This window comes from Streptomyces sp. SM18, assembly GCF_002910775.2.
Taxonomy (GTDB): domain Bacteria; phylum Actinomycetota; class Actinomycetes; order Streptomycetales; family Streptomycetaceae; genus Streptomyces; species Streptomyces halstedii.
On record NZ_CP029342.1, the window covers coordinates 5,787,717 to 5,813,552 of the forward strand.

21 protein-coding genes, 1 pseudogene and 1 riboswitch are annotated in these 25,836 nt (G+C 73.3%); of the genes and pseudogenes, 16 read left to right on the plus strand and 6 right to left on the minus strand.

Annotated elements, in window-relative coordinates; all coding sequences use genetic code 11:
* The first annotated feature begins 1 nt into the window (after position 1).
* The 3 genes from B9S64_RS25935 to B9S64_RS25945 are packed head-to-tail and all read left to right on the plus strand — an operon-like array spanning position 2 to position 3,749.
* The gene (locus B9S64_RS25935; protein WP_258317581.1) at positions 2-1,234 is read left to right on the plus strand and encodes an energy-coupling factor transporter transmembrane protein EcfT; all 1,233 of its coding nucleotides are present in this window, start codon (positions 2-4) and stop codon (positions 1,232-1,234) included.
* On the plus strand, positions 1,231-2,919 hold the full coding sequence (locus B9S64_RS25940) for an ABC transporter ATP-binding protein (RefSeq protein ID WP_103505095.1): 1,689 nt from the start codon (positions 1,231-1,233) through the stop codon (positions 2,917-2,919). The genes B9S64_RS25935 and B9S64_RS25940 overlap by 4 nt, the downstream gene beginning before the upstream one ends.
* Entirely contained in the window at positions 2,916-3,749 is an 834-nt protein-coding gene (locus B9S64_RS25945) for an ECF transporter S component (protein ID WP_103489842.1), read from the plus strand. Before B9S64_RS25940 ends, B9S64_RS25945 begins: the two co-directional genes overlap by 4 nt.
* 12 nt (positions 3,750-3,761) lie before the next feature.
* Here the strand turns inward: B9S64_RS25945 and B9S64_RS25950 are convergent, their stop codons facing one another.
* On the minus strand, positions 3,762-4,271 hold the full coding sequence (locus B9S64_RS25950) for a pyridoxamine 5'-phosphate oxidase family protein (RefSeq protein WP_103489844.1): 510 nt from the start codon (positions 4,269-4,271) through the stop codon (positions 3,762-3,764).
* A gap of 237 nt (positions 4,272-4,508) precedes the next feature.
* Here B9S64_RS25950 and B9S64_RS25955 point away from each other — a divergent pair, with 237 nt between their 5' ends.
* Complete coding sequence (locus B9S64_RS25955) at positions 4,509-4,988, plus strand: hypothetical protein (RefSeq protein ID WP_103489846.1); 480 nt, start codon at positions 4,509-4,511, stop codon at positions 4,986-4,988.
* Positions 4,985-5,635: a vitamin K epoxide reductase family protein gene (locus tag B9S64_RS25960; protein WP_103489847.1), complete on the plus strand. Its 651-nt coding sequence runs from the start codon at positions 4,985-4,987 to the stop codon at positions 5,633-5,635. Before B9S64_RS25955 ends, B9S64_RS25960 begins: the two co-directional genes overlap by 4 nt.
* Here B9S64_RS25960 and B9S64_RS25965 read toward each other — a convergent pair.
* Positions 5,586-6,920, minus strand: a complete 1,335-nt coding sequence (locus B9S64_RS25965) for a globin domain-containing protein (protein ID WP_103489849.1) — start codon at positions 6,918-6,920, stop codon at positions 5,586-5,588. The genes B9S64_RS25960 and B9S64_RS25965 overlap by 50 nt on opposite strands.
* Positions 6,921-7,259: 339 nt before the next feature.
* Here B9S64_RS25965 and B9S64_RS25970 point away from each other — a divergent pair, with 339 nt between their 5' ends.
* A complete protein-coding gene (locus tag B9S64_RS25970) occupies positions 7,260-8,003 on the plus strand; it encodes a response regulator transcription factor (RefSeq protein ID WP_103489851.1) in 744 nt (247 codons plus the stop codon).
* A gap of 40 nt (positions 8,004-8,043) precedes the next feature.
* Here B9S64_RS25970 and B9S64_RS25975 read toward each other — a convergent pair whose 3' ends face one another.
* On the minus strand, positions 8,044-9,735 hold the full coding sequence (locus tag B9S64_RS25975) for a GAF domain-containing protein (RefSeq protein WP_103505094.1): 1,692 nt from the start codon (positions 9,733-9,735) through the stop codon (positions 8,044-8,046).
* Between the two features lie 616 nt (positions 9,736-10,351).
* Between B9S64_RS25975 and ctaD the strand changes: the two genes are divergently transcribed.
* Positions 10,352-12,148: a cytochrome c oxidase subunit I gene (gene ctaD, locus B9S64_RS25980; protein WP_103505093.1), complete on the plus strand. Its 1,797-nt coding sequence runs from the start codon at positions 10,352-10,354 to the stop codon at positions 12,146-12,148.
* Positions 12,149-12,272: 124 nt separating this feature from the next.
* Complete coding sequence (locus tag B9S64_RS25985) at positions 12,273-12,695, plus strand: hypothetical protein (RefSeq protein ID WP_030631061.1); 423 nt, start codon at positions 12,273-12,275, stop codon at positions 12,693-12,695.
* 100 nt (positions 12,696-12,795) lie between these two features.
* Here B9S64_RS25985 and B9S64_RS25990 read toward each other — a convergent pair.
* Together B9S64_RS25990 and B9S64_RS25995 are read right to left on the minus strand one after the other, a co-directional pair.
* Positions 12,796-16,168: pseudogene (locus B9S64_RS25990) on the minus strand (pyruvate carboxylase).
* Positions 16,169-16,499: 331 nt separating this feature from the next.
* Positions 16,500-16,736 (minus strand): hypothetical protein, encoded by a 237-nt coding sequence (locus tag B9S64_RS25995; RefSeq protein ID WP_103489307.1) that lies wholly within the window; start codon positions 16,734-16,736, stop codon positions 16,500-16,502.
* Between the two features lie 356 nt (positions 16,737-17,092).
* Positions 17,093-17,278: riboswitch (cyclic di-AMP (ydaO/yuaA leader) on the plus strand.
* A 4-nt stretch (positions 17,279-17,282) separates the two neighbouring features.
* Between B9S64_RS25995 and B9S64_RS26000 the strand changes: the two genes are divergently transcribed.
* The gene (locus B9S64_RS26000; RefSeq protein ID WP_103489306.1) at positions 17,283-18,122 is read left to right on the plus strand and encodes a transglycosylase SLT domain-containing protein; all 840 of its coding nucleotides are present in this window, start codon (positions 17,283-17,285) and stop codon (positions 18,120-18,122) included.
* Positions 18,123-18,379: 257 nt separating this feature from the next.
* Complete coding sequence (locus B9S64_RS26005; protein ID WP_103489305.1) at positions 18,380-18,958, plus strand: hypothetical protein; 579 nt, start codon at positions 18,380-18,382, stop codon at positions 18,956-18,958.
* Between the two features lie 256 nt (positions 18,959-19,214).
* Here B9S64_RS26005 and B9S64_RS26010 read toward each other — a convergent pair whose 3' ends face one another.
* A complete protein-coding gene (locus tag B9S64_RS26010) occupies positions 19,215-20,102 on the minus strand; it encodes an SIS domain-containing protein (RefSeq protein WP_103489205.1) in 888 nt (295 codons plus the stop codon).
* A gap of 408 nt (positions 20,103-20,510) precedes the next feature.
* Between B9S64_RS26010 and B9S64_RS26015 the strand changes: the two genes are divergently transcribed.
* The 6 genes from B9S64_RS26015 (at position 20,511) to B9S64_RS26040 (ending at position 25,803) form a co-directional block, all read left to right on the plus strand.
* Entirely contained in the window at positions 20,511-21,506 is a 996-nt protein-coding gene (locus tag B9S64_RS26015) for an MBL fold metallo-hydrolase (RefSeq protein ID WP_103489204.1), read from the plus strand.
* Positions 21,507-21,587: 81 nt separating this feature from the next.
* Positions 21,588-23,141, plus strand: coding sequence for an ATP-binding protein (locus B9S64_RS26020; protein WP_109492127.1), 1,554 nt, complete (start codon positions 21,588-21,590; stop codon positions 23,139-23,141).
* Positions 23,138-23,560: a roadblock/LC7 domain-containing protein gene (locus tag B9S64_RS26025; protein ID WP_028441004.1), complete on the plus strand. Its 423-nt coding sequence runs from the start codon at positions 23,138-23,140 to the stop codon at positions 23,558-23,560. Before B9S64_RS26020 ends, B9S64_RS26025 begins: the two co-directional genes overlap by 4 nt.
* Entirely contained in the window at positions 23,557-23,910 is a 354-nt protein-coding gene (locus tag B9S64_RS26030; RefSeq protein WP_103492977.1) for a DUF742 domain-containing protein, read from the plus strand. The genes B9S64_RS26025 and B9S64_RS26030 overlap by 4 nt, the downstream gene beginning before the upstream one ends.
* Positions 23,888-24,502 carry an ATP/GTP-binding protein gene (locus B9S64_RS26035; RefSeq protein ID WP_103492976.1) on the plus strand — a complete coding sequence of 205 codons (615 nt, stop codon included), beginning with the start codon at positions 23,888-23,890 and terminating at the stop codon, positions 24,500-24,502. Before B9S64_RS26030 ends, B9S64_RS26035 begins: the two co-directional genes overlap by 23 nt.
* On the plus strand, positions 24,499-25,803 hold the full coding sequence (locus B9S64_RS26040; protein ID WP_228870348.1) for a cytochrome P450: 1,305 nt from the start codon (positions 24,499-24,501) through the stop codon (positions 25,801-25,803). The genes B9S64_RS26035 and B9S64_RS26040 overlap by 4 nt, the downstream gene beginning before the upstream one ends.
* The last annotated feature ends 33 nt before the right edge of the window (positions 25,804-25,836 follow it).

Sequence of the window (25,836 nt, forward strand, 5' to 3'; positions counted from 1 at the left end):
CGTGGCCCGCACCGACCCCGGCCCCGCCGGCCCGCCCCCGCCCGGCCGCGCCGCGACGACTCCGCCCGGCCCCGGTACGCCCTCACCCGGCCGCGTCGCCCCGGACACCGGCGGGCGACGGCTCCCCCGGATCCTGCATCCGGTCGCCTGGTGGATCTGGGCGCTCGCCCTGGCCACCGCCGTCAGCCGCACCAACAACCCGCTGCTGCTCTTCCTGGTGCTCGCGGTCCTCGGCTACGTCGTGACCGCCCGCCGCACCGAGGCACCCTGGGCCAGGGGATTCGTGTACTACCTCTACCTGGCCGCCACCGTCGTGGCGATCCGCGTCCTGTTCCGGGCCGTCTTCGCCACCGGCATCACCCCGCACGACCACTTCCTCTTCGCGCTCCCGCACATCCCGACCCCCGACTGGTACGCGGGCATCCAGCTCGGCGGACCCGTCTCCCTGGAGGCCCTCCTGTCGGCCGCCACCGACGGGCTCCGCCTGGCGTGCATGCTCTGCTGCATCGGCGCCGCCAACACCCTGGCCAACCCCAAACGCGCCCTGCGGGTGCTGCCCGGCGCCCTGCACGAACTGGGCGTCGCCGTCACCGTCGCGATCAGCGTCGCGCCCCAACTCGTGCAGAGCGTCCAGCGCGTGGCCCGCGCCCGCCGACTGCGCGCGGGCCGCGGCAAGGGTCTCAAAGCGCTGCGGGGCATCGTCGTACCCGTCCTGGAGGACGCCCTGGAACGCTCACTGCGCCTCGCCGCCGGGATGGACTCCCGGGGGTACGGGCGCGCCGGCACCGCGAGCCGCCGCTCCCGCCGGGTGACCGGGGCGCTGATGCTGCTCGGCATGTGCGGACTGTGCGCCGGGGCCTACGGGCTCCTCGACGCCACCGCGCCCGCCTTCCTCGGGCTGCCCGCCCTGGGCGTCGGCGCCCTGCTGTGCGTGGGCGGCCTGCGGACCGGCGGCCGCCGGGTCACCCGCACCACCTACCGCCCCGACCCGTGGCGCCTGCCCGAATGGGCGGTCGCCGGGGCGGGCGTGCTCTCCGCGCTCCTGCTGTTCGCGAACATCGGGTTCGACGCCGCCGAGCTGAACCCCTCCATCTACCCGCTGAGCTGGCCGACCCTGCCGCCGGTGCCGACCCTGGCGATCCTGCTCGCCGGAACGGCCGGGTTCCTCGCCCCGCCGCCGACCGAGCCGCGCGTCGTGCCCGCGCGGCGCACGGAGAAAGCCGCGACCACGTGATCACCTTCGAACAGGTCTCCGTCCGGTACGACGACACGGACCGGCCCGCGCTGAGAGACGTCGACCTCACCGTCGAGGAGGGCGAACTCTGCCTGGTCGTCGGGCACACCGGCGTCGGCAAGTCCACCCTCCTCGGCACCGTCAACGGCCTCGTCCCGCACTTCACCGGCGGCACCCTGTACGGCAGGGTCACCGTCGACGGCCGGGACACCGCCCACCATCCGCCCCGCGAACTCGCCGATGTGGTCGGTGTCGTCGGACAGGACCCGCTGGACGGATTCGTCACCGACACCGTCGAGGAGGAACTCGCCTACACGATGGAGCAGTTGGCCATCGCCCCGCACGTCATGCGCAAGCGGGTCGAGGAGACCCTGGACCTGCTGGGCCTCGCCGACCTGCGCCGCCGCGCGCTGTACGAACTCTCCGGCGGACAGCAGCAGCGGGTCGCCATCGGGGCCGTCCTCACCGCCCACCCCCGTGTCCTCGTCCTGGACGAACCCACCTCGGCCCTCGACCCCAGCGCGGCGGAGGAGGTCCTCGCGGCCGTCACCCGCCTCGTCCACGACCTCGGCGTCACCGTCCTGATGGCCGAACACCGCCTGGAACGCGTCGTCCAGTACGCCGACCGGGTGCTCCACCTCCCCGGCGACGGACACGTGGTGGACGGACCGCCCGCCGAGATCTTCCGTACGTCGTCCATCGCGCCCCCGATCGTGGACCTCGGCCGCGCGGCCGGCTGGTCGCCCCTGCCCCTCTCCATCCGCGACGCCCGCCGCGCCGCGGCCCCCCTGCGGGGCCGCCTCGCCGGACAACCGCCCCCGCCCGCCGCGCCCCGCCACGGCGCGGGCCGGGCGGAGGAAGGGCTGCTGAAAGCGCGGGGCGTCACCGTCAGCTACCAGGGGGTCCCCGCCGTACGGGAGGTCGGCCTCGACCTGCACGGCGGCCAGGTCACCGCGCTGATGGGACGCAACGGATCGGGCAAGTCCTCCCTGCTGTGGGCCCTCCAGGGCTCGGGCCCCCGCACCTCGGGGACCGTCGAGGTCACCCCGGCGGCGGACGGCAAGGCGCCGGGGGACCCCCACACCATGGCCCCGGCCCTGGCGCGCCGCGCCGTCGGACTCGTCCCGCAGACCCCGTCCGACCTCCTCTACCTGGAGAGCGTCCGGCAGGAACTCGCCCAGGCCGACCGGGAATCGGCCGTCGCCGGACCGGGGGCCGGAACCGCCCGCGCCCTCCTCGACCGGCTCGCGCCCGGCATCGACGGCGCCACCCACCCCCGGGACCTGTCGGAGGGCCAGAAGCTCGCCCTGGTCCTGGCGATCCAGCTGTCGGCCGCGCCGCGGGTGCTGCTCCTCGACGAACCCACCCGCGGACTCGACTACCGGGCCAAGACGGAGCTGATCCGGATCGTCGGCACGCTCGCCGGGGAAGGCCGGGCCGTGGTGATCGCCACCCACGACGTCGAGTTCGTGGCCCGCGCGGCGGACCGCGTCGTCGTCATGGCCCAGGGCGACGTCGTCGCCGACGGGCCGACCCGCGACGTCATCGTCGCCTCCCCCGTCTTCGCCCCGCAGACCGCCAAGATCCTCGCGCCCCTGCCGTTCCTCACCGTCGACCAGGTCACCTCCGCCCTCGACCGGCTCGCCACCGGCCCGGCGGGCCCCGGAAGCGGGGCGGACGCGTGAGCATCCGCCCCGCCTCGGCGATCCGCCTCACCCCGCGCGCCGGAGTGGTCATCGCCCTGGCCGCGTTCCTCGGAGCGGTCGCCTTCTTCTGGCCGTTCGTCGTCGCGCCCGCGACGTTCGGCTCGAACTACGCGCCGCCGCTGATCTTCGGCGTCCTGCTCGTCCTCGTCCTGTGCGTCGTGCTCTCCGAGATCGTCGAAGGGGGCATCGACTCCAAGGCGCTGGCGATGCTCGGCGTGCTGTCCGCCGTCAACGCCGCCCTGCGCCCGCTGGGTGCGGGAACGGCGGGCATCGAGACCGTCTTCTTCGTCCTCGTCCTGGCCGGCCGGGTCTACGGCCCCGGCTTCGGCTTCACCCTCGGCTGCACCTCCCTGTTCACCTCCGCGCTGATCACCGGCGGGGTGGGCCCGTGGATGCCGTACCAGATGTTCGGCTGCGCCTTCGTCGGCATGCTCGCCGGATTCCTGCCCCGCGCCACCGGGCGGCGCGAAGTGGTCATGCTGGCCGTCTACGGCTCGCTGTCCGGCTATCTCTTCGGGTTCCTGCTCAACCTGTCCTTCTGGCCGTTCTCCCTCGACCCGAACAGCTCGATCGCCTACCTGCCCGGCCTGCCCTTCACCGAGCAGTGGCACCGCTACGTGGCCTTCGACCTCGCCACCTCACTCGGCTGGGACACCGGCCGCGCCGTCACCAACCTGGTCTGCGTCCTCCTCGCCGGACCGGCGGTCCTCACCACCTTCCGCCGGGCCGCCCGCCGGGCCCGCTTCCAGGCCCCGGTCCGCTTCCGGGAGGCGGAGGCCGCGAGGGCCCCGGAGGTGCCCGGGGCGTGAGGGCCGCGCGGCTCAGGCGGTCAGCCGGACCCCGGTGACCAGATCGGGGCTGATGCGCACCGCGGCCTCCATCGGCCGGTCCGGCCACGGCCTGATCAGCCGCTCGTAGCGCAGCAGCGCCTCCGGATCGGTGACGGGGTGGCAGTACCCCGTGGCCACGACGCTCCAGCCCAGATGCGTCAACGGGTCGATGTCGTCGGCCTGGTAGGCCACCACCACCCCCTGCCCGCCGTGCTGCCGGGCCTGGTGGAACAGTTCCGAGTCCCGGTGGGTACGGATGACGATCCGGCCGCCGTCCAGCAGGTGGTTCACCGGGCGGATGGCCGGCAGCGCGCGGCGGGTGAAGACGATCCGGCCCAGCGGCGCGCCACCGAGCAGCGCCATCGCCTGCGGTGCCGTCAGCTCGACCGTGTGGCGGGGCGCGAGGGGGCCCGGTGGTGCCGGAGGCGGGGACGGCGCCGCGCGGGTGGACCTCACCGTACGCGTGGACGTACGGGGCGACTGATGCCGTGGGTGGATCATGGTGCGGCCTCGTCTCCTGTGTGTGCCGGCCTCCGCACGAGTACACCGCGCGCCGCCGCCCGGCGACAGGGCCGAACGGCCCGGGGCCGAACGGCCCTAGCCGGGCCGGGGCCACCCGGGTTCACTGCCCTGTGTCGCATGCCGCGGACCGGTCCTACGGCGGCACCGGTGCCGGTCCGCGGCATGCGACGCGGCCCGCCGGGTGGGCGGGACGAGGACACGCGGGAGGGGAACGCGGTGATCGCGGTCGTCGGGCACAGGGACCTCAGCAACAGAACCCTGGAACTGGTGGAGGCGGAGCTGAGAACGCGGCTGGAACGTCTGGCCGAGGGCGCGGCCGCGCTCGTACGGGCCGGATCGGGGCTGCCCCTGGTGTTCGGGCGGGCCGCCCGGGAGACCGGCCGGAAGCTGACCGTGCTGCTGCCGGCCCAGGGCGTGGTGCCCGCCCCGCTGCCGGAGCCGGACCGGCTCGCCGCCGGTGAACTGCTGGTCCTGGCCGAACAGGTACGGCTGCTGGCCTTCGACCCGGCCGACCGCGACGCCTGTGTCGGCGCCGACGAACGCCTCGTCAAGGAGAGCGGGACGCTGTTCGCCGTATGGGACGGCTCGCACTCCAACGGCCGCGACGCCACCGCCCACCTGGTCGCCTTCGCCCGTACCCGGGGCATCCCGGTCGAGGTCGTCTGGCCCGAGGGCTCCGTACGGGAGCCGGCATGACGGTGACCGAACGCGGGCCGGAGACCGGCGCGGCGCGGGAGGCGGGCGAGGGCGAGACCGCCGAGGACTTCGGGGCGCGCCGGGGGTTCGGCCTGCTGCTGGTGGTCATGGCGTCCCTGGGCCTGGTGGCCTCCTTCATGATCACCGTCGACAAGTTCGAACTGCTCGCCGACCCCGGCTTCGTGCCCGCCTGCACCCTCAACCCCGTGCTGTCCTGCACGGACGTGATGCGCAGTGAGCAGGCGTCGGTGTTCGGCTTCCCCAACCCCCTCATCGGGCTGATCGGCTTCTCGGTGGTCCTGGCCATCGGCGCCGGACTGCTGGCCGGCGCCCGCCACCGGGCCTGGTACTGGCTGGGGCTGAACCTCGGCACGCTGGCCGGCGCCGTCTTCTGCATGTGGCTGATGACCCAGGCGCTCTACGACATCGGCGCGCTGTGCCTGTGGTGCGTGCTCGTGTGGATGGTCACCGTCTTCCTGTTCTGGCACACCACCCTGCACAACCTGCGCCACGGCGTGCTCCCCGCGCCGCGCGCCCTGGTGGCGGCGGCGCTGGAGTTCCCGCTCGTGGTCCCGGTGACCTGGTGCCTGGTCGTCGTCACGCTGATAGGGACCCGGTTCTGGTCGTACTGGCAGACGCTCCTGTGACGTCCGCGATCCCGGAGACGTCCTGGTGGACCTGGGCCGCGGGCACCCCGGCGGCGGCCAGTCCGGCCGCGACCGCCCGTGCCGGTTCGGCCGTGGACGCCTCCGGGGCCAGGGCCAGGAAGGCGTGTGGCGGCCGGGAGGCCCCGGGGTGAGGAGGCAGCACCCCGTTCAGGACCCGCAGCGCGCCCCCCGCCGCGTGCACCGCCGAGTGGGTCGGCAGGACGGTCAGCCAGGGGCGTCCGCGCCGGAACGCCTCCAGGTAGGCCGTGTCGTACATGCCCGTGGCCGACCGGGAGTCCTCCGGGGCACCGGCCTCCAGCAGCAGCCGTACCCGGGTGCCGGGCGAGGACGCGGCGTCGATCTCCTGGAGCAGGGCCTTCATCGGCGCCCAGCCCGTGCCCGAGGCGATCAGCAGGATGTCGCCGGACACCGCGCCGTCGGGCAGCGCCAGCATGCCGCGGGGGGCACCGAGCCGGAGGGTGTCGCCCGGCCGGGTGCCGTGCACCAGGGCGTCGCTGACCCCGCCGGCGCGACGGGCCCGTACATGGAATTCGAGCTCCCCGTCCTGATGCGGGGCCCGCGCCAGGTAGTACGGACGCCAGGCCTGCTCCAGCAGCGGGGTCTCCAGCGAGGCGTACTGCCCGGCACGGAAGGGGTAGGGCTGCTGGGGCCGCACCCGCAGGACCGCGAGATCGGGGGTGCGCGGCTCGACGGCGGTCACCGTGGCGTCCCAGCTGGAGAGTTCGGCGATCGCCTCGTACTCGCCCCGGACCATCGAGGACACCGCCAGCCGCAGCATCCGCAGCCAGGCGTCCTCCAGCGGCCCGGTCCACCGCGCCCCGCCCCGGGCGCGCAGCGCCTCGACGAGCGCCCCCTCGAACGCGGCGAAATGCGCCGGGCGCACACCGAGCTTGCGGTGGTCGCGCCCCAGCTGGGTGAAGCGCTCGGCCACCACGTCCGTCCGGTGCAGATTGCCGATCAGATACCGGAAGGCGGCGGCCAGATGGGCCTGCTGGAAGGCCATCGACTCGGGGAACAGCGCGCGCAGGTACGGATGCCGGTCGAACAGCGCCCGGTACAGGTCCCCGATCAGCTCCTCCAACGGGCCCACCAGCGGCAGGAAGTCCTCGACGAGCCGCTGGTCGGCCGTCCCGTCGTACGTCTGGGGAGGGGCCGGACGCCCCGCCTCACCGGAACTCCCCTCCGGGGTCAGGATGCGCCGGCGCAGCCGCATCGCGTCGTGCCGCGCGAGCAGTGCGTGGTAGTCCTCGCTCGGGGTGTTCATGGGCAGGTGGCTCCTCGGGACGGCGCGGTGGGGGTGCGGGGGCGTCCCCCTGGCGGGCGCGCTCCGGCGGCTGCGGCACCGCACAGCACGACCGGGGCGCCCGGAGACCAGGGACGGTGGGACGGCCCTCGGCCGCACCGGGACGTCCCTGGGGTACGGACGGTGCGGGCGGCGTCAGTATGGCACCGGGTGTCCGGTGCTGACCGGCCCAGGTCACAGGGCCTTTCGGCCCCTTCCGCGACCGGGGCCGACGTGCAGCGGAACCCGGCCGCCGACCGGTCCGCGGGTGCCCACATACTGGGTGCCGTCCGACCCGATTCCCGACCGATCGAGCATGGTGTGAACGACGATCCCGCGCAGTCCCGGACGAGCCCGCCCTCGTCACCGCCCGCCGCCCCGGTGCGCGTCTTCATCCTCGACGACCACGAGGTCGTACGGCGCGGTGTGCGCGACCTGCTGGAGGCCGACGGCGGTATCGAGGTCGTCGGCGAGGCGTCCGACGCCCGTGAGGCGCTGGCCCGGGTGCCGGCCGCCGCGCCGCAGGTCGCGGTGCTGGACGTACGGCTCGGCGACGACCGGGGCGGCGACCACGCCGGTATCGAGGTGTGCCGGGAACTGCGCGCCCGGATGCCGGGTCTGGCCTGCCTGATGCTGACGTCCTTCGACGACGACGAGGCGCTGTTCGACGCCATCATGGCCGGGGCGGCGGGCTATGTGCTGAAGCAGATCAACGGCGCCGACCTGGTCGCCGCCGTGCACACGGTCGCCTCCGGCACCTCCATGCTCGATCCGCGCACCACCGCCCGGGTGATGGCCCGCCTGCGCGGCGCCGAGAACCCGCCCGCCCCCGAGGTCTCGGAGCTGGACCGGCTCACCCCCAGGGAGCGGCAGATCCTCGATCTCATCGGTGAGGGGCTCACCAACCGGGAGATCGCCGAACGCCTCTTCCTGGCCGAGAAGACCGTCAAGAACCGCATCTCCGCGATCCTCGCCAAACTCGGCGTGGGCCGCCGCATCCAGGCCGCGATGCTCGCCGGCCGCATCCGGGAACGCCAGGGGCAGCCCCCGGCCCAGGGGCGCTGACCGGCGGCCGACGGCCCGGCGGACCACCGGGCCGGCGCGCTCAGTCGAGGGGGGCGCGCCAGCTGATCCGGGTGCCGCCCCCGGCGGGCCGCTCGACGGTCAGGGTGCCCCCGCACAGCTCGGCCCGCTTGCGCATGTTGGCCAGACCCCCGCCGCGCCGGACCCCGTGCCCGTCCGTGTCCGTGCCCCCACCGGAAGGGGAGGCCCCGTCGGCGGGGGAACCGATCCCGACGCCGTCGTCCGTGACGGTCAGCGTCACCGCCTCGTCGGCGGAGAGCGCGATGTCGATACGGCTCGCACCGGCATGGCGGGACGCGTTGGACACCGCCTCGGCGGCGACCGCCACCACATGCTCCGCCAGCTCGTCGGGGACCACGGAGTCCACCGGACCGTCGATCCGCACGGACGGCCGGAAACCGAGGGCGCGGGACGCCGTACGCGCGGTCTCCGCGATCCGGTGCCGCAGCCCCCCGTGGCCCGAACCGTCCGTGGTGCGCAGGTCGAAGATGGTGGACCGGACGATCCGTATCGTGGTGTCCAGGTCGTCCACCGCGCGCCTGACGCGTTCGGCCGCCTCCGGGCGGTCCGCGATGGCCCGGGTGGTGCTCTGGAGCGTCATCCCGGTCGCGAACAGCCGCTGGATCGCCAGGTCGTGCAGATCGCGGGCGATCCGGTCCCGGTCGTGCATGACCGCGAGCTCCTCGGACTCCGCCCGCCCGCGCGCCAGTTCCAGGGCGATGGCCGCCTGGTCGGCGAAGCCGGAGACGAGCGCGACCTCGGAGTCGTCGAACGGCGGGCGGCCCGCCGGACGCCCCAGCCGCAGCGCGCCCCGCGCCCCCGTACCCACCCGCAACGGCACGGCGACCACCGGGCCGAGCCCCTCCTCGGCGCCGCCGCCGAACGGATGGGCCCGGGGGTCCGTCCGCACATCGGCGCAGTGCACCGGAGTCCCGGTGCGGGCGGCGAGCCCGGCCAGCGACCCCGGCGCCGGGACGGACAGGCCCCGTACCCGGCCGGCGTCCCGGCCGTGGGCGACCAGGACGGTCAGGCGGTCGGGGGCGGCCGGGACCTCCGGCTGGACCGGCGCGCCCGGAAGCGACGGGGGCAGCAGGATCGCGGCCCGGTCGGCGCCCGCCACCTCCATCGCCCGCTCGGCCACCAGGTGCAGCACCTCGTCGGCGTCGGTCCCCGACAGCAGGGCGCGGGTGATCTCGCCCAGCGCCTCCAGCCGCTGCTCCCGGCGGCGGCTCTCCTCGTACATCCTGGCGTTGTCGATGGCGACCCCGGCGGCGATCGACAGGGTGGTCAGCACCGCCTCGTCGTCGGCGTCGAAGCTCCGGCCGCCGCGCTTCTCGGTGAGGTACAGATTGCCGAAGACCTCCTCGCGCACCCGCACCGGGACGCCGAGGAAGCTGTGCATCGGCGGATGGTGGGGCGGGAAGCCGTAGCTGTGCGGATGGGTGCTCAGATCGGTCAGCCGCAGGGGCTCGGGGTGGTGGATCAGCTCACCGAGGATGCCGCGCCCGCACGGGGTCTGGCCGATCCTGGCGGTCATCTCCGGCGACATACCGACCGTCAGGAACTCCTGAAGGGTCTGCCCGTCGCCGACGATGCCGAGCGCACCGTACTCCGCGTCGGTCAGCGCGACGGCCGCCTCGACGATCCCGCGCAGCACCTCGGGCAGTTCCAGCCCCCGGCCCAGGCTCATCACGGCGTCCAGCAGGCCGCGCATCCGGTCCGGCCGGCTGGGCTGCGGCCAGCTGCCCGGTCCGGCATCCGGAGCGGAACCCGCGCCCGTGACCGGGCACACGGGCCGCGGCGTGCCGGGGACGGGAGCGGGGGAGGAGGCGCCGGGGGAGTGGGGCACCGGGCATGCTGCGTCTGTCATCGGGGTGCCGCTCTCTGGGATCCGTGTGCCGTAGGCCGGGCATCGCTCACCGGCTCACCGCGGGGGCTGGGACCGGTCCACGGGCGGTCAGTTTACGGCAGCCGGCGGGCCGGGCCCCGGGCGGCCGGGAGACGGCGGCGCCCGGCGCGTACCCCGGAACCGGACCACCGGACGGCCACCCGCGGCGGACGGCCGGGCGTCCCGCACCAGGGCCGGTCGGCCCTGTCCACGGGTCCCCCCGGCCCCCGGCGGAGGTGTCCCTCGGCCCCGCCCCACGGTCCCCCTCGGCCCCTGGAGACCACCACGGCCCGCGAGCACCATGGTGCGGCCGGGAAGGTCGGCTCCGTCCCCCGCGTGATCGCGGACCTTCCCGGCCGCACCCCCTCCCCGCCGCTCCCGTCCCGGGCGGGCGGGCCGGGGGTGTGCAGGGAGAACCGCACGAGGTGGAGGACACGGTCCGGTGGACGCAACGGAATCGCAGGGCAGCAAGGCCGCTGGGACACAGGGCCCCAAGCCCCCCGGCGGACGAGGGCCCGACGGCCCGGAACCGGCGGGCCTCCGGGACCCGCTCCCCGGCCCGGGGACCGGCACGGCGGCGGTGCCACGCGACCGCGCGGCCAAGGCCTCGCGCGGACGGCTCGTCGTCTCGTGGCTCACCACCACCGACCACAAGCAGATCGGCACCCTCTACCTCGTCACCGCCTTCGCCTTCTTCCTGATCGGCGGGGTGATGGCGCTGGTCATGCGCGCCGAACTCGCCCGGCCCGGCACCCAGATCATCTCCAACGAGCAGTTCAACCAGGCATTCACGATGCACGGTTCGATCATGCTGCTGCTGTTCGCGATGCCCCTGTTCACCGGGTTCGCCAACTGGCTGATGCCACTCCAGATCGGCGCGCCGGACGTGGCCTTCCCGCGCCTGAACATGCTGGCCTTCTGGCTGTTCCTCTTCGGTTCGCTGATCGCCGCGGCCGGCTTCCTCACCCCGCAGGGGGCCGCCGACTTCGGGTGGTTCGCCTACGCCCCGCTGTCCGACGCCACGCACTCCCCGGGCGTCGGCGCCGACATGTGGATCATGGGGGTGGCGCTGTCCGGGTTCGGGTCCATCCTCGGAGCGGTCAACTTCATCACCACCATCATCTGCATGCGCGCTCCCGGCATGACCATGTTCCGGATGCCGATCTTCACCTGGAACGTGCTGCTGACCGCGCTGCTCGTCCTCCTGGTCTTCCCGGTGCTGGCCGCCGCGCTCTTCGCGCTGGAGATGGACCGTAAGTTCGGCTCGCACATCTTCGACCCCGCCAACGGGGGCGCGCTGCTGTGGCAGCACCTCTTCTGGTTCTTCGGCCATCCCGAGGTCTACGTCCTCGCCCTCCCCTTCTTCGGCATCGTCTCCGAGATCGTGCCCGTCTTCTCCCGGAAGCCGATGTTCGGCTACGTCGGTCTCATCGCCGCCACCATGTCCATCGCCGGTCTGTCCGTCACCGTGTGGGCGCACCACATGTACGTCACCGGCGGGGTGCTGCTGCCGTTCTTCGCCTTCATGACCTTCCTGATCGCCGTGCCGACCGGGGTGAAGTTCTTCAACTGGATCGGCACGATGTGGAAGGGCTCCCTGTCCTTCGAGACACCGATGCTCTGGGCCACGGGCTTCCTGGTGACCTTCCTCTTCGGCGGTCTGACCGGCGTCATCCTCGCCTCCCCGCCCCTGGACTTCCACGTCTCCGACTCCTACTTCGTGGTGGCCCACTTCCACTACACGCTCTTCGGGACCGTCGTGTACGCGATGTTCGCCGGATTCCACTTCTGGTGGCCCAAGTTCACCGGCAAGATGCTCGACGAGCGCCTCGGGAAGATCACCTTCTGGGTGCTGACGGCGGGGTTCCACCTCACCTTCCTCGTGCAGCACTGGCTGGGCGCCGAGGGGATGCCCCGCCGGTACGCGGACTACCTCGCGGCCGACGGGTTCACCGCGCTCAACACCATCTCCACGGTGGGTTCGTTCCTGCTGGGCCTGTCGTTCCTGCCCTTCTTCTACAACATCTGGAAGACCTCCCAGTACGCCGAGAAGGTGGAGGTCGACGACCCCTGGGGCTACGGCCGTTCGCTGGAGTGGGCCACCTCGTGTCCTCCTCCCCGGCATAACTTCACGGCGCTTCCCCGGATCCGCAGCGAGTCCCCGGCGTTCGACCTGCACCACCCGGAGATCGCCGCCCTCGACCACGCGGAACTCGACCACGCCGCCGCCCGGCCCTGACCCGCAGGCCCGTACGACCGGCTGCCCTGCCGGCGCCCCCGTCCCCATTTCCCCGTACGACCGATCCGTTCCCGTACGACCGATCCGCCGTCCCGTACGGCCGACCCGAGGAGAGTGCCGTCCGATGTCCCACGGTGTCCTGGCACTGGGAGTCACCGTCGTCTGCCTGGCGGGCAACGTCTGGTATCTGCCCGCCTGCGTCGATCTGCGGGCCGGCGGGGACCGGCCGCATTCCCGGCGGGCGGGAGCCGCCGCCGTCGTGGCCGGCTGGGGGTGCGCCGCCCTCACGGCGCTCCTCCTGCTGACCCCGGTCCCGCTCGTCGCGGTCGCGGGGGTGGCGGCCTCGGGCGCCACCGCCGTGGCCGGACTGGCGATCGGGGCGTGGCTGCTGCGGGGACGGGAGCGGCGCGAGATGGAGGCGTGCATGGCGGCGTTCGGCCACGGACGCGGTCCGGGTCCGCGCCGCTCGCGCGGGCCGCACCGGGAGGCGCACCGGCGGCCGGCCGGGAAGCGCGCCGCGTCCGACCCGGCCGAGCGGGAGCGCTGAGCCGTTCCTGTGCGGGGCGGCCTGCCGGGCGCACCGAGCGGGGCGTGACAACCACGGCCGGCCGGCCCGGCAGCGTACCGCCGGGACCGGCCGGGGCCCGTCAGCCGATCTCGATGAGCAGGTCGCCGGCCTCGACCTGCTGGATCCCGCCGATCGCCAGCCGCCGTACCGTCCCGTCCGCCTGCGCGGTGATCGACGCCTCCATCTTCATCGCCTCGATGGTGGCCACCGTCTGACCGGCTGTCACCGGGGCGCCCTCCTCCACCTGCAACGTCACGACCCCGGCGAACGGGGCCGCGACATGGCGGTCGTTGCCGCGGTCCGCCTTCTCCGCCGCCTTGACCTCGGTCGCCACGGACCTGTCCCGCACCGACACCGGCCTCAACTGCCCGTTGAGCGTGGCCAGTACGCTGCGGTACCCGCGCTCGTCGGCCTCGGACACGGCCTCCAGCTCGATCAGCAGGGTGACACCGGGTTCGAGCGTGACGGTGTGCTCGGTCTCCGTCTCCAGCCCGTACAGGAAGTCCCGCGTCGGCAGGACGGAGGTGTCCCCGTACGCCTCGCGGTGGGCCGTGAACTCCTTGGTGGGGCCGGGGAAGAGGAGCCGGTTCAGGGTCTCGCGCGGTGAGCGTGCCAGCCCCTCCCGGTCCTCGTCCGTCAGCTGCGGCACCCCCGCCTTCGCCGGGCGCCCCTGGAGCGCGCGGGTGCGGAACGGCTCGGGCCACCCGCCGGGCGGGTCACCCAGCTCGCCGCGCAGGAACCCGATCACGGAGTCCGGTACGTCGAACCTGCCGGGATCCGCCTCGAAGTCCGCCGCCCGGACCCCGGCGCCCACCAGGTGCAGCGCCAGGTCACCGACCACCTTCGACGAGGGGGTCACCTTCACCAGGCGGCCCAGCATGCGGTCGGCGGCGGCGTAGCACTCCTCGATGAGTTCGAAGCGGTCGCCCAGGCCGAGCGCGATGGCCTGCTGGCGCAGGTTGGAGAGCTGACCGCCGGGGATCTCGTGGTGGTAGATCCGGCCGGTGGGCGAGGCGAGCCCCGACTCGAAGGGGGCGTACACCTTGCGGGTCGCCTCCCAGTAGGGCTCCAGGTCGCCCACGGCCTGGAGCGAGAGGCCGGTCGCGCGCTCGGTGTGGTCGGTGGCGGCGACCAGCGCCGACAGCGGGGGCTGGCTGGTCGTACCGGCCATCGAGGCGACGGCCGCGTCCACCGCGTCCACCCCCGCGTCGACGGCGGCGATCAGCGTGGCGAGCTGCCCGCCCGCGGTGTCGTGGGTGTGCAGGTGGACCGGCAGGTCGAACCGCTCGCGCAGCGCGGTGACCAGGGTGCGGGCGGCGGGCGGACGCAGCAGCCCGGCCATGTCCTTGACGGCGAGGACATGCGCGCCCGCCTCCACGATCTGCTCGGCGAGCCGGAGGTAGTAGTCCAGGGTGTACAGGGACTCACCGGGGTCGGAGAGGTCGGCGGTGTAGCAGAGGGCGACCTCGGCGACCGAGGTGCCGGTGGCGCGGACGGCGTCGATCGCCGGACGCATCTGGGAGACGTCGTTGAGGGCGTCGAAGATCCGGAAGATGTCCATCCCGGTGGCCGCCGCCTCCGCGACGAACGCCTCGGTGACCTCGGTGGGGTAGGGCGTGTACCCGACCGTGTTGCGGCCACGCAGCAGCATCTGCGTACAGATGTTGGGGACCGCCTCCCGGATCGCCGCCAGCCGCTCCCACGGGTCCTCGGCGAGGAAGCGCAGCGCCACGTCGTACGTGGCGCCTCCCCAGCACTCGACGCTGAGCAGCTCCGGGGCGGTCCGGGCGACGTGCGGCGCGACGGCCAGCAGATCGCAGGTACGGACCCGGGTCGCCAGCAGCGACTGGTGCGCGTCGCGGAACGTGGTGTCGGTGACGGCGACGGCCGACCGGGCGCGCAGTTCGGCGGCGAAGGCCTCCGGGCCGAGGGCCGCCAGGCGTTGCCGGGATCCGGCCGGAGGGGTCCCGGGCGGCAGGGCGGGCAGTTTGTCCGCGGGGTCGATGACGGCCGGCCGCGGACCGTACGGCCGGTTGACGGTGGTCTCGGCCAGGTAGCTGAGCATGCGGCTGCCCCGGTCGGCCGACGGACGGGCCCGGATCAGCTCCGGGTGCTCGTCGATGAAGGAGGTCGTGATGTGCCCGGCCCGGAAGTCGGGGTGGTCGAGCACGGCCCCCAGGAACGGCAGGTTGGTGGCGACCCCGCGGATGCGGAACTCCGCGACGGCCCGCCGTGCCCGCCGTGCCGCGTTGGCGAAGTCGTGCCCGTGGCAGGTGAGTTTCACCAGCATCGAGTCGAAGTGGGCGGAGACCTCGGCGCCGGTGTGGACCGTGCCGCCGTCCAGCCGGACACCGGGCCCGCCGGGGGAGCGGTAGGCGGAGATGGTGCCGGTGTCGGGCCGGAAGCCGTTGGCCGGGTCCTCGGTGGTGATGCGGCACTGGAGGGCGGTGCCGGTCAGCGTGATGTCGTCCTGGGTCAGCCGCAGTTCGGGCAGGGTCATGCCGGCGGCGACGCGCAGTTGCGCGATCACCAGGTCGCGTCCGGTGACCTGCTCGGTCACGGTGTGCTCGACCTGGATGCGCGGGTTCATCTCGATGAAGACGTGGTTGCCGCGCTCGTCGACGAGGAACTCGACGGTGCCCGCGTTCACGTAGCCGATGTGGCGCGCGAAGGCGACGGCGTCCGCGCAGATCCGCGCCCGCAGCTCCGGGTCCAGGTTCGGGGCGGGCGCGATCTCGACGACCTTCTGGTGGCGCCGCTGCATCGAGCAGTCCCGCTCGTAGAGGTGGACGACGTCGCCCTCGGCGTCGGCGAGGCTGTACCTCGATGTGGCGCGGGTTGATCACCGCCTGTTCGAGGAAGACCGTCGCGTCGCCGAACGCGGAGCGCGCCTCACGCATCGCCGCGTCGATCGCCTCGCGCAGCTCCCCGGCCTCGGCGACCCGGCGCATGCCGCGTCCGCCGCCCCCGGCGACGGCCTTGACGAACACCGGGAAGCCGATGTCGGCGGAGGCCGCGACGAGCGTGTCGACGTCCTCGGACGGCTGGGAGGACCTGAGCACCGGCACGCCCGCCTCGCGCGCGGCCGCGACCGCGCGGGACTTGTTGCCGGTCAGGTTCAGCACGGCCGCGGGCGGCCCGACGAACGTGATCCCGGCCTCGGAGCAGGCGGCCGCGAGGTCCGGGTTCTCCGACATGAAGCCGTATCCCGGGTAGACGGCGTCGGCGCCCGCCTTCCGGGCCGCCCTGATCACCTCGTCCACCGAGAGGTAGGCCCGCACGGGGTGTCCGGGGTCGCCGATCTGGTACGCCTCGTCGGCCTTGGCCCGGTGCAGGGAGTTGCGGTCCTCGTACGGGTACACGGCGACGGTGGAGATCCCGAGCTCGAACGCCGCGCGGAACGCGCGGATCGCGATCTCTCCCCGGTTGGCGACCAATACCTTCTCGAACATCGGACTCCCCAGCTCGTGTCACAGGCGCGCGGTCAACAGGACGGGCGGCGACGTCGCACGGGATGCGTGGCTCGGCATCCGCGGTGGTCACGTGGTGGCGATGGCGTCCGGGCGGTGTTCTTCGGGCCCGGAGCGTTCGACACCGTACCGGAGTCCTTCCCGGAGATCGCCGGTGCGAGACGATGGCCTGCGTCACGTCCGCCGGCGGGTGGCGGAGGACCGGGGAGGGGGGGAGTGGGGGCGTCCTCAGGCGGGCTGTACGCCCGCCAGCCGCCCGTCCCGCGCCCGGGTGCTCCGGCGCCCGTCCCGTGCCCCGGTGTCGTGCCGCCCCTCAGTGCAGCTTCCAGGTGAGCTTGCCGCCGCCCACCCACCGGACCGAGGCCGGGTCGTCCAGGTCGTCGATCCGGATCCCGGCGGCCGTGGCGAGGACCACCACATCCGTCATCCCGAACGCGACCCCGGTGATCTCTCCGTCGATCTCCACGAGACGGAACGGCGGATCACCCGGCTCGACGGGCAGAACGGTGATCCGCGGCTGGTTGAGGTGGGGGCTCTGGCTCTCGGTCATGCGGGACCGGTTCCACCAACGCGACCGCTCTATGCCTGTACAGCCATCAGTGAACCGTATGCCCGTTTTAATCATTTAAGTGTTATTCGTTGTGTTATTGGATGGGTGACGCCGTTCCGGGTCGCGCTGTGGCTCGGGGTGTGCAAATCGCCCGTATCGGACGCAGTGACCAGGGTCACCCTGGCGCGACGCGGACGTCCGGGAGGGGGTCGCGGTTCCCTTCTGTGCCGGAGAAGTTGGCGCGGCCGTGTGCGCCCGGTTACACGAATTCCTGTGAATTGATCATGCGGATGAATTGTGATCACGAATTTCGGGCTTGTTCCTTTCGGCATTTCTCGCCTACGGTCACCCTCACTCCGGATGGAACGCCGAATCCTGCCGCCGTCCGGGAACCCGACCACATCTCGTACGGCAGGAGCGGGGGACCCAGGTAAGTGCCGATCCGGTATCCGGAGCGGCTCGGGGTGAAGCCGCAGTCATCTGCGGCCGGGCATCTCCAGCTCGAACCCGACAGCTCACTTCGTAGGCGACGGAGAGGAATTCAGCATGCCCGCAATGGCCAATCACCGTCGTTCCAAGCGCAGTTCACTCACTCGCGGTGTCATAGCCGTGACCACGGGTGGAGCCGCTCTCGCCCTTCCCGTGATCGGCGCCACCGGTGCCTTCGCCGCCCCGGCCCAGCCGGCCGCGGCCGAAAAGGCGGCGGTCTCGGCCCCGGTGTCCGGCAAGACGATCTCCGGAAAGGACTCGGAGACCACCACGTATTCCGTGATCTTGGGTGATTCCCTTGCCAAGATCGCCCGCGACCATTCCGTGAGCGGTGGCTGGGAGCAGCTGTACAAGGACAACCGAAAGGTCGTCGGCGGTAATCCCGACCTCATTCACCCGGGCCTGAAGCTCACCGTCGCGTCCGCGGCGAACAAGGCCGCCGGGACCGAGAACAAGGCGGCGGACACCTCCGCGTCCGAGGCCTCGGATTCCGCGGTCCGCACGGAGAGCGCCGGCAACGAGGTCGTCGCGCAGGGCACCCCCGTCGCCGCGGTCGAGGCCGCTCCGGTCGCGTACACCAACGACCTGGACGGCTGGATCAAGGAGTCGCTGGCGGTCATGGCCGAGCACGGCATCCCCGGCACCTACGAGGGCATCCACCGCAACATCATGCGTGAGTCCTCCGGCAACCCGCTGGCCATCAACAACTGGGACATCAACGCGATCAACGGCGTCCCGTCGAAGGGCCTGCTCCAGGTCATCGACCCGACCTTCCAGGCCTACCACGTGCCCGGTACGTCGATGGACAGCTACGACCCGGTCGCCAACATCACGGCCGCGTGCAACTACGCCGCCGACCGCTACGGCTCGATCGACAACGTCTTCGGGGCGTACTGAGTCGTCACCGCCCGAGGGTGGGCACACGGCCGCCGGGCGGCGCGGGTTCTCCGGAACCGGCGCCGCCCGGCGGCCGTTTTGTGCCATGGGGACCTCCGCGCCGGAGACACGCACCACCGGGCCGTCGCGTCCCGTGGTCGCGACCGGGCGGGGGTGCCTCCGGGGGCGGCCCGCAGGGGCGTACGGTCACGCGGTGGCGGCCGGACGGGCAGCGGGGCGACTGGTCACGTACAGGTTCGTCGTCCATACTGCCCGCCGTGGAGCAGCGCATAGAGTCACCCAACAAGTCCGAGTTCGCCGCGGGAACCGACCCGGCGTTCATCCCCGGCCTGACGGCCCCTGTCCCGGTCTCGGCCGGTGAGGGGGCGAGGAAGGCGCCGAAGGGCCCGGGGGAGCAGCCCGAGGCGTCCGACGGGCCCGCGGAGGAGGCCCCCGGCGACGCGTCAGCGGCCGGCACCGGTGCGGGCGAGGCGGCGGCCTCCCCGGACGCGGAGGAGACCGACGCGCTCCCGGTCCAGGACCAGGATCAGGGCCCGGACCGGGAGCCGGCCGAGGACGGTCCTGTCTTCGAGGTCAGCGACCGGCGCGGGTCCATCCGGGTGAACCGTGAGGGAGTCCGCTTCCGGCTGGACGACCAGGAGGCGGAGTTCGACTGGTCGGAGATCGGCGCCGTCGAGGTCAAGACCTCGCGCTTCGGCCGCCGGTTCACCGTGACGGTGCACCTGTCGAGCCGCCGGTGGTTCAACGCCGAGGTCGAGGCGGAGGCCAGGGGCAGGCTCAAGGAGTGGACGGCGGAGCTCGACGCGGCGCTGGACGCCTACTTCGAGGAGGACTGACCCGGTCCGGGTCCTCGTCTCCGCGTACGGGGGCCGGGCCGCCGCGCCGTGAGAGCGGCGGGCGGCGGCCCTCGGCGTCCGCCGCCCGGCACTCCGGCGCCCGGCCGCGCTCTCCCGTGTGCCCGTGCGGGTCCTGCTCACCCGCACACCGGGCCCGGACGTCGGGCCGGATGGTTCGAGCCGGGACACCGAGCCCGCTCACCCGGCCCGAACCGCGCCGCCGCCCACAGGTGCGCGAGCGCCGGTGCGCGACCGCTCAGGCGTCGGCGTCCAGGACCACCGAGCGGGTCAGGTGCCTCGGCAGGTCAGGGTCGAGGCCGCGGGCCACCGCGCGGGCGATCGCGAGCCGCTGGATCCTGACCAGCTCGGCCAGCGGGTCCAGGCCGCTCTCCACCCAGCGGGCCCCCGTCGCCCGCACCTGCTCCGCCAGCCCGTCCGGCGCCGCGCCGAGCATCCACGTCGCCGTCCCGGCCGTGGCGATGCTGATGGGGCCGTGGCGGTACTCCATGGCCGGATACGACTCCGTCCAGGACAGGGACGCCTCCTTCATCTTCAGCGCCGCCTCGTTGGCCAGCCCGACCGTCCAGCCGCGTCCCAGGAAGCTGAACTGGGTGCACTCCAGCAGGCCTTCGGGCAGGGGCTCGGCCAGCGCGGTCTCCGCGTCCCGCACGACCGCGTCCGTGTGCAGTCCGAGATGCGCGCGGAACAGGGTGAGGGCGCTGGTCGCGAACCGCGTCTGCACGACGGACCGTTCGTCGGCGAAGTCGAGCACCACCAGGTCGTCCGCGGCCTCCCGCACGGGCGTCGCGGGGTCGGCGGTCACCACGACCGTGCGCGTACCGCCACGCAGCCGGGCCAGCAGTTCGAGCACCTCGGTCGTCGTCCCCGAGCGGGTGAGCGCGACCACACGGTCGTACGCCCGGCCGGTGGGGAACTCCGAGGCGGCGAACGCGTCCGACTCGCCCTGGCCGGACTCCTCGCGGAGCGCCGCGTAGGCCTGGGCCATGTAGTACGACGTGCCGCAGCCGACCACGGCCACGCGCTCACCGGCGGCGGGCAGGGCGTCCGCCCGCTCGGCGGCCACCTCCGCGGCGCGGCGCCAGCACGCCGGCTGATCGGCTGTCTCGGTCTCGACGTGGGACATGTCTCTGCACTCCGCTTCCGCTGCTGCCGCACCCATGGATGAACGAGTCACATGATGTTCAAATCTGCATGCTACAGCGGTCAATTGAGCAAGAACAAGCATGAGGTGCAGGAGGGGGCGGTGAGAGCAGGGTCGATTTTCGGTCATGTCTCCTCGGTGGTCGGCTCGATCTGATTCCGTTGCCGCCGAGCGGGTATCTGTCGCCCCCGGCCGCCGATTCCCCGTCCGCATTCCCCGCAATCCAGGTCATCCTGGGGTAAATCGTCCGGGCGGGACCGGTCGCGCACGGCTCGTACGCCCGCCCCGCGGAGGCGGTTCAAGCCGCAGGGGCGGCGATTTCGCGTCATCTGTGATGCGGGTTGGCCGAGTTCGAACGTGCGGACGGTTCGGGGTCGTCATAATCGGCGCATGTCGATCACGGGTGGGGACGTCGTTGACCTCGGCACGGGCTTGTACGCCTGGCTGCCTCCGCAACGCGGCTGGGGGCTGGCCAACTGCGGTCTGCTCGTCTCACCGCGTGGGGCGCTCTGGATCGACACCCCGTACGACCCGGTGCTCGCCGGCCAGTTCCTCGCCGAGAGCCGGAAGCGGCTGCCCGAAGGGGTGAGCGTCGACCGGGTCGTCGTCACCCATGCCAACGGCGACCACTTCTGGGGCGCCGGCGTGCTCCCGGACGCGGAGATCATCGCGACCCGGGAGGCCCGGGAGCACATCCACTACGACCCGACTCCGCAGCAGCAGCACGCCCTGGTGACCGGGAGCGACCCGGCCACCCCGCTCGGCGCCTACCTCGGCCGCCACTTCGGCGCCTTCGACTGGTCGGCCACCGAACCGGTACGGCCCACGACGTACTTCACGGGAGAGCTCGAACTGACCGTGGGCGACTACGCGGTCGAGATCACGGCTCTGCCGCCCGCGCACACCACCGGCGACCTCATGGTCCATCTGCCCGCCCAGCGCACGGTGTTCAGCGGCGACGTCATCTTCTCCTCCACCGAGGACCGGCCGGGGGACCACCCGGTGCACTGGGCCGGCCCCCTGAGCAACGTGATCGGCGCGTGCGAGCAGGTCCTCGCCACCGGCGCCGAGGTGATCGTGCCCGGCCACGGACCGGTACTCGACCGGGCCGGGGTGCGTGAACACATCGGCTACCTCTCCTACGTACGCGAACGCGCCCACGCCCTCCACGCGGCCGGGGTTCCCGCGACCGAGGCCGCCCGCAGGGTGATCGCCGAGGGCCGCTACCCGGCGCTCGGACTGCCCGAACGGCTGGTGGTGACCATCGGGAGCGAGTACCGCGACCTCGACGGCACCGACCTGCCCGGCGTCCTCCAGGTGATGTCCGAGGTGGCGGCCGTCGCACACGCGACGGAGCTCACCGTGACCGGTGGCGGCCCCGAGTGACGGCCCGCCGGAGAGGAACCCGGACCCCCGGCACCCTCGGGGCGCGCGCACCCCGCCCGACGACGAAGACGCGGTGACGCCGTGTTCCCCTGGATCGTGACTCTCGTCGCCGTCGCCGTGTCCGTCTGGTACGGCGTACGGGCCTACCAGGCCGGACGGGACGCCTACGCGGCCTCGGCGCGCGCCGAACTCGCCGACCGCCAGGCGCGGGCGGCCGAGGCCCGCACCCTCGCCCTGACCGAGGAGATACGCCAGCTCGCCCGGAAGCGGATCCCCGCCGCGGCCACCGCCCTGTCCCACCCGTCCGCGCCCGTCCCCGGGCTGCGGGAGGCGGGCGACATCGAGGGCGACGCCGCGCGCCTGCTGAGCGACGCCGTCCAGGCCGCCCGCACGGCGATCCTCGAAGAACGCGGCCGGGTCGACGCCGCGGCCAGATCGGCCATGCGCGGCACCTCGGCCCAGATCCAGTCACTCCTCAACCAGTCCCAGCACCTGCTGCACGAACTCCAGCACGAGTACGACGACCCGCGCATCCTCCAGCTCGACTTCCGTAACGAACTGGCGCTGCGCCGCACCCAGGCCACCGCGGTGCTCTGCGACGCCTGGCCGGGGCTCGCCCGGCAGAACTCCCCCCTCGTCGAGATCGTGCTGGGCGCCCAGTCCCGCGTCGGCGGGTACGAGCGGATCAGGGTCGCCAACCACCTGCGCCAGGAGCGGCTGGCCCTGGTCGCCCGCGCGGCCGAACCCCTGGCGATCGCGCTCGCCGAGCTGATGGCCAACGCCACGGCGTACTCGCATCCGGACACCGAGGTGCCGGTGACGGTCCAGCAGACCGCGGGCCGCGGTGCGCTGGTGCTGGTCGACGACGCCGGGATCGGCATGGACGACGACGCGCTGAAGCGGGCCCGAGCCCTGCTGTCGGGCCCCTCCGAGGTGCTGCTGACCGAGCTGGGCGACCCGCCGCAGACCGGCTTCGCCGTGGTGGGACGGCTGGTGGCGCGCTACGGCTTCACGTGCCACATCGAACCGTCGCCGTACGGGGGCATGCGGGCGATGCTGCGGGTCCCGGCCCATCTGCTGACCGTGATGGACGACGACCGCACCCTGTCCGTGCTCGCCCCGTCCCCGGTGCACGCCCGCCCGCCCGGCCGGGACGGGGGCACGGTGGGCGGCGAGGCCCGAGGCGGCGGCGCGGTCCGGAGCGACGACGGGCACACGCCTGAGGGCGGCGACGGCGAAGGCGACGGAGACAGGGGCTCGGACGTGAGGCGTGCGGGCGGGGCCACTGGTGCGGACGAGGCCGGTGGCACGGGCGGGACCGCCGGACCGGGCGGAACCGCCGCTCCGGCCGTCACCGCCCCGGCCGTCACCGCCCCGACAGCCACCACCGGCTCCTCCGCCGGCCCGGCCGCCGCCCCCGCGCTGCCCAGCCGCCGCCGCAGGGCCCGCCTGACGGCGCCCCCCGAGGCCGCCGGGCCCGCCCGGACGGAGGAGGAGGCCGAGGAGGCGGTCCTCCGTACGCCCGAACGGGCCGGTGCCTCCTGGACCGCCCTCCAGCAGGGCACCCTCGACGGCAGAAGCGCGACCACGCCCCCAGCATCCTCAACGGACGACCAAGGAGACGACGAGACGTGAGCGCCACCCCTACCACCGGTGATCTCGCCTGGGTCCTGATACCGCTGCTGGAACTCCCGGGTGTCCAGCACGCGGTGGTCGCCACCGGCGACGGGCTCGTCGAAGGCGCGTCGCCGGGTCTGGAGCGCGCCTCCGCCGAGCGGGTCGCCGCGATGACCGCCACGCTGCACGCGGCCGCCCGCGCCTTCACCACCGCCTTCACCGACGTGGAGGCTCCGCGCCTGGCCCAGACGGTCGTGGAGTCCGACCTCGGTTTCGCCGTCGTCGTACCCGCCGGCCGGAACACCACCCTGGCCCTGTTCGCCGCCCCCGACGCCCACCTGGGCAACATCGCCTACCAGATGCAGGTGCAGGTCACCGCGCTCACCCGGGCGATGCACGCACCCACCCGCCGTCCGGACGCCGCCACCCGGCCATGAACCCCGGCCCAGGACGCCGTCTGATACCCGCCTACCTGGTCACCGGGGGCCGCTCAGCGCCCTCCGGTCCCGCGCTCGACCGGCTCGCCGTGCTCATCCGTACGGACACGGACCTGCCGCCGGGCACCGGTGCGGAACAGCGCCGACTGTGCGAACTCCTGGCCCCGGGAGCCCTCACGGTCGTCGAGTGCGCCGCCCATCTGGACCTGCCGGCGGGCGCCACCGTGTTCCTGGCCACGGATCTCGTGGCCTCCGGACACCTGCGCGCCCGGCCACCGATACCCCGTGCCGGTGAGATCGACCGGTCGCTCGTCGAGAGGCTGCTCGTTGGACTCCGTTCCCTCCACTGACCGGGGCGGCGTCGGCTACCTGCCGAGTGCCGCCGAGACCCTGATGAAGCTCGTCGTCACGGGTCCCTTCGGCGTGGGCAAGACGACCCTGATCCGTACCCTCTCGGAGATCGAGACCCTGCACACCGAGGAGGCGATGACGCAGGCCGGCGCGGGACTCGACGACACCGCCGGGCTGCCGGAGAAGACCACGACGACGGTCGCCGTCGACTTCGGCCGGCTCACCGTCCAGGACGACCTGGTCCTCTACATGTTCGGTACCCCCGGGCAGGAGCGTTTCCTCCCCCTGTGGGAGGACATCGCCCGGGGCGCACTCGGCGCGCTGGTCATGGTCGACACCCGCCGCCTGGAGGACTCCTTCGCCGTCATGGACCTGGTGGAGGAGCAGGGCCTGCCGTACGCCGTCGCCGTCAACCGGTTCCCGGACGCGCCCGCCCATCCGGACGAGGTCCTGCGCAAGCACCTCGACCTCGACCCCGGCACCCCGCTGGTGCAGTGCGACGCCCGAGAGCGGCGCGGCAGCATCGACGCCCTGATCGCGCTCGCCGAGCACGCGCTGACCCGCCTCCCCGCGTCCCAGGAACCCTCATGACCCCGGCCCGCACCCCCTTCCCCGACCCCTCGTCCTCCCCGTACGAGCCGCTGGCGCTCTACGGCCCCGACTTCGCCGCCGACCCGCACGGCCACTACCGCCGGCTCCGCGCCCAGGGCCCGCTGGGGCGGGTCCGTATCGCCCCCGGCGTCGACGCCCTCCTGGTCACCGACTACCAGGCGGCCGTCGATCTGCTGCGCGACACCGACACCTTCTCCAAGGACCCGCGCGTCTGGCAGGCGGGCATACCGGCCGACTCGCCGGTCCTGCCCGTGCTCGGCCACCGGCCGACCGCCCTCTTCTCCGACGGGGAGGTGCACGCCCGCTACCGCGAGTCCGTCACCGACATCCTCGCTCTGCTCGAACCCCACCTGCTGAGAGCCGACGTCGGCCGGGCCGCCCGGCGGCTGATCGGCGCGTTCTCGGCCACCGGCACCGGTGACCTGATCGCCCAGTACGCCACCCTGCTCCCGCTGCACGTCTTCACGACCTGCTTCGGCGTGGCCCACGAGGACCGCGAACGGCTGCTGGAGGGCATCGCGGGCATGATGGACTCCGCCGAGAACGCGGCCGCGGCCTATGCCGACTTCGTCGCGGTCGTCACCGACCTCGTGGCGGAGCGCAGGGTCAGGCCCGGCAAGGACCTCACCACCTATCTGCTCGCCCACCCGGCCGGTCTGGACGACGACGAGGTCGTGCGCCAGATCACGCTCATCATGAGCGCGGGCCACAACCCGACGACCAACCTGATCGGCAACGCGCTGCTGCGGATGCTCAGCGACACCGGCTACGGGGGCTCGCTGCACGGCGGCGCCATGACGGCACGTGAGGCGATCGACGAGGTGCTGTGGCGGGATCCTCCCCTGGCCAACATGGGCGCCCACTACCCGCGGCACGACACCGAGTTCCACGGGGTCCCGCTGCGTGCCGGGCAACTGGTCCTGGTCTCCTTCGCCGCCGCCAACACCCAGTCCCCGCCCACGGTTTCGGACCCGGCGGTGCGGTCGGGCGACGGGGCGCACCTGGCCTGGTCGGCCGGGCCCCACCGGTGTCCGGCCAAGCAGCCCGCCCTGCTGATGGCGACGACCGCCATCGAGCAGATCACCAGCCAGCTGTGCGACCTCGAACTGGCCGTCGACCCCTCGGAACTGCTCTGGCGGCCGGGCCCCTTCCACCGCGCGCCGGCGCATCTGCCGGTACGGTTCACACCGCTCGACACCCTCGCCGGGACGGCCACCGGCACCGGACAGAAAGGCGCCGATCCCGTTCCGGCCCGTGTCGGTGGTACGCCGAACGGGTGAGGGACGAGAGAATTGCCCGATGAACAGCGAGCG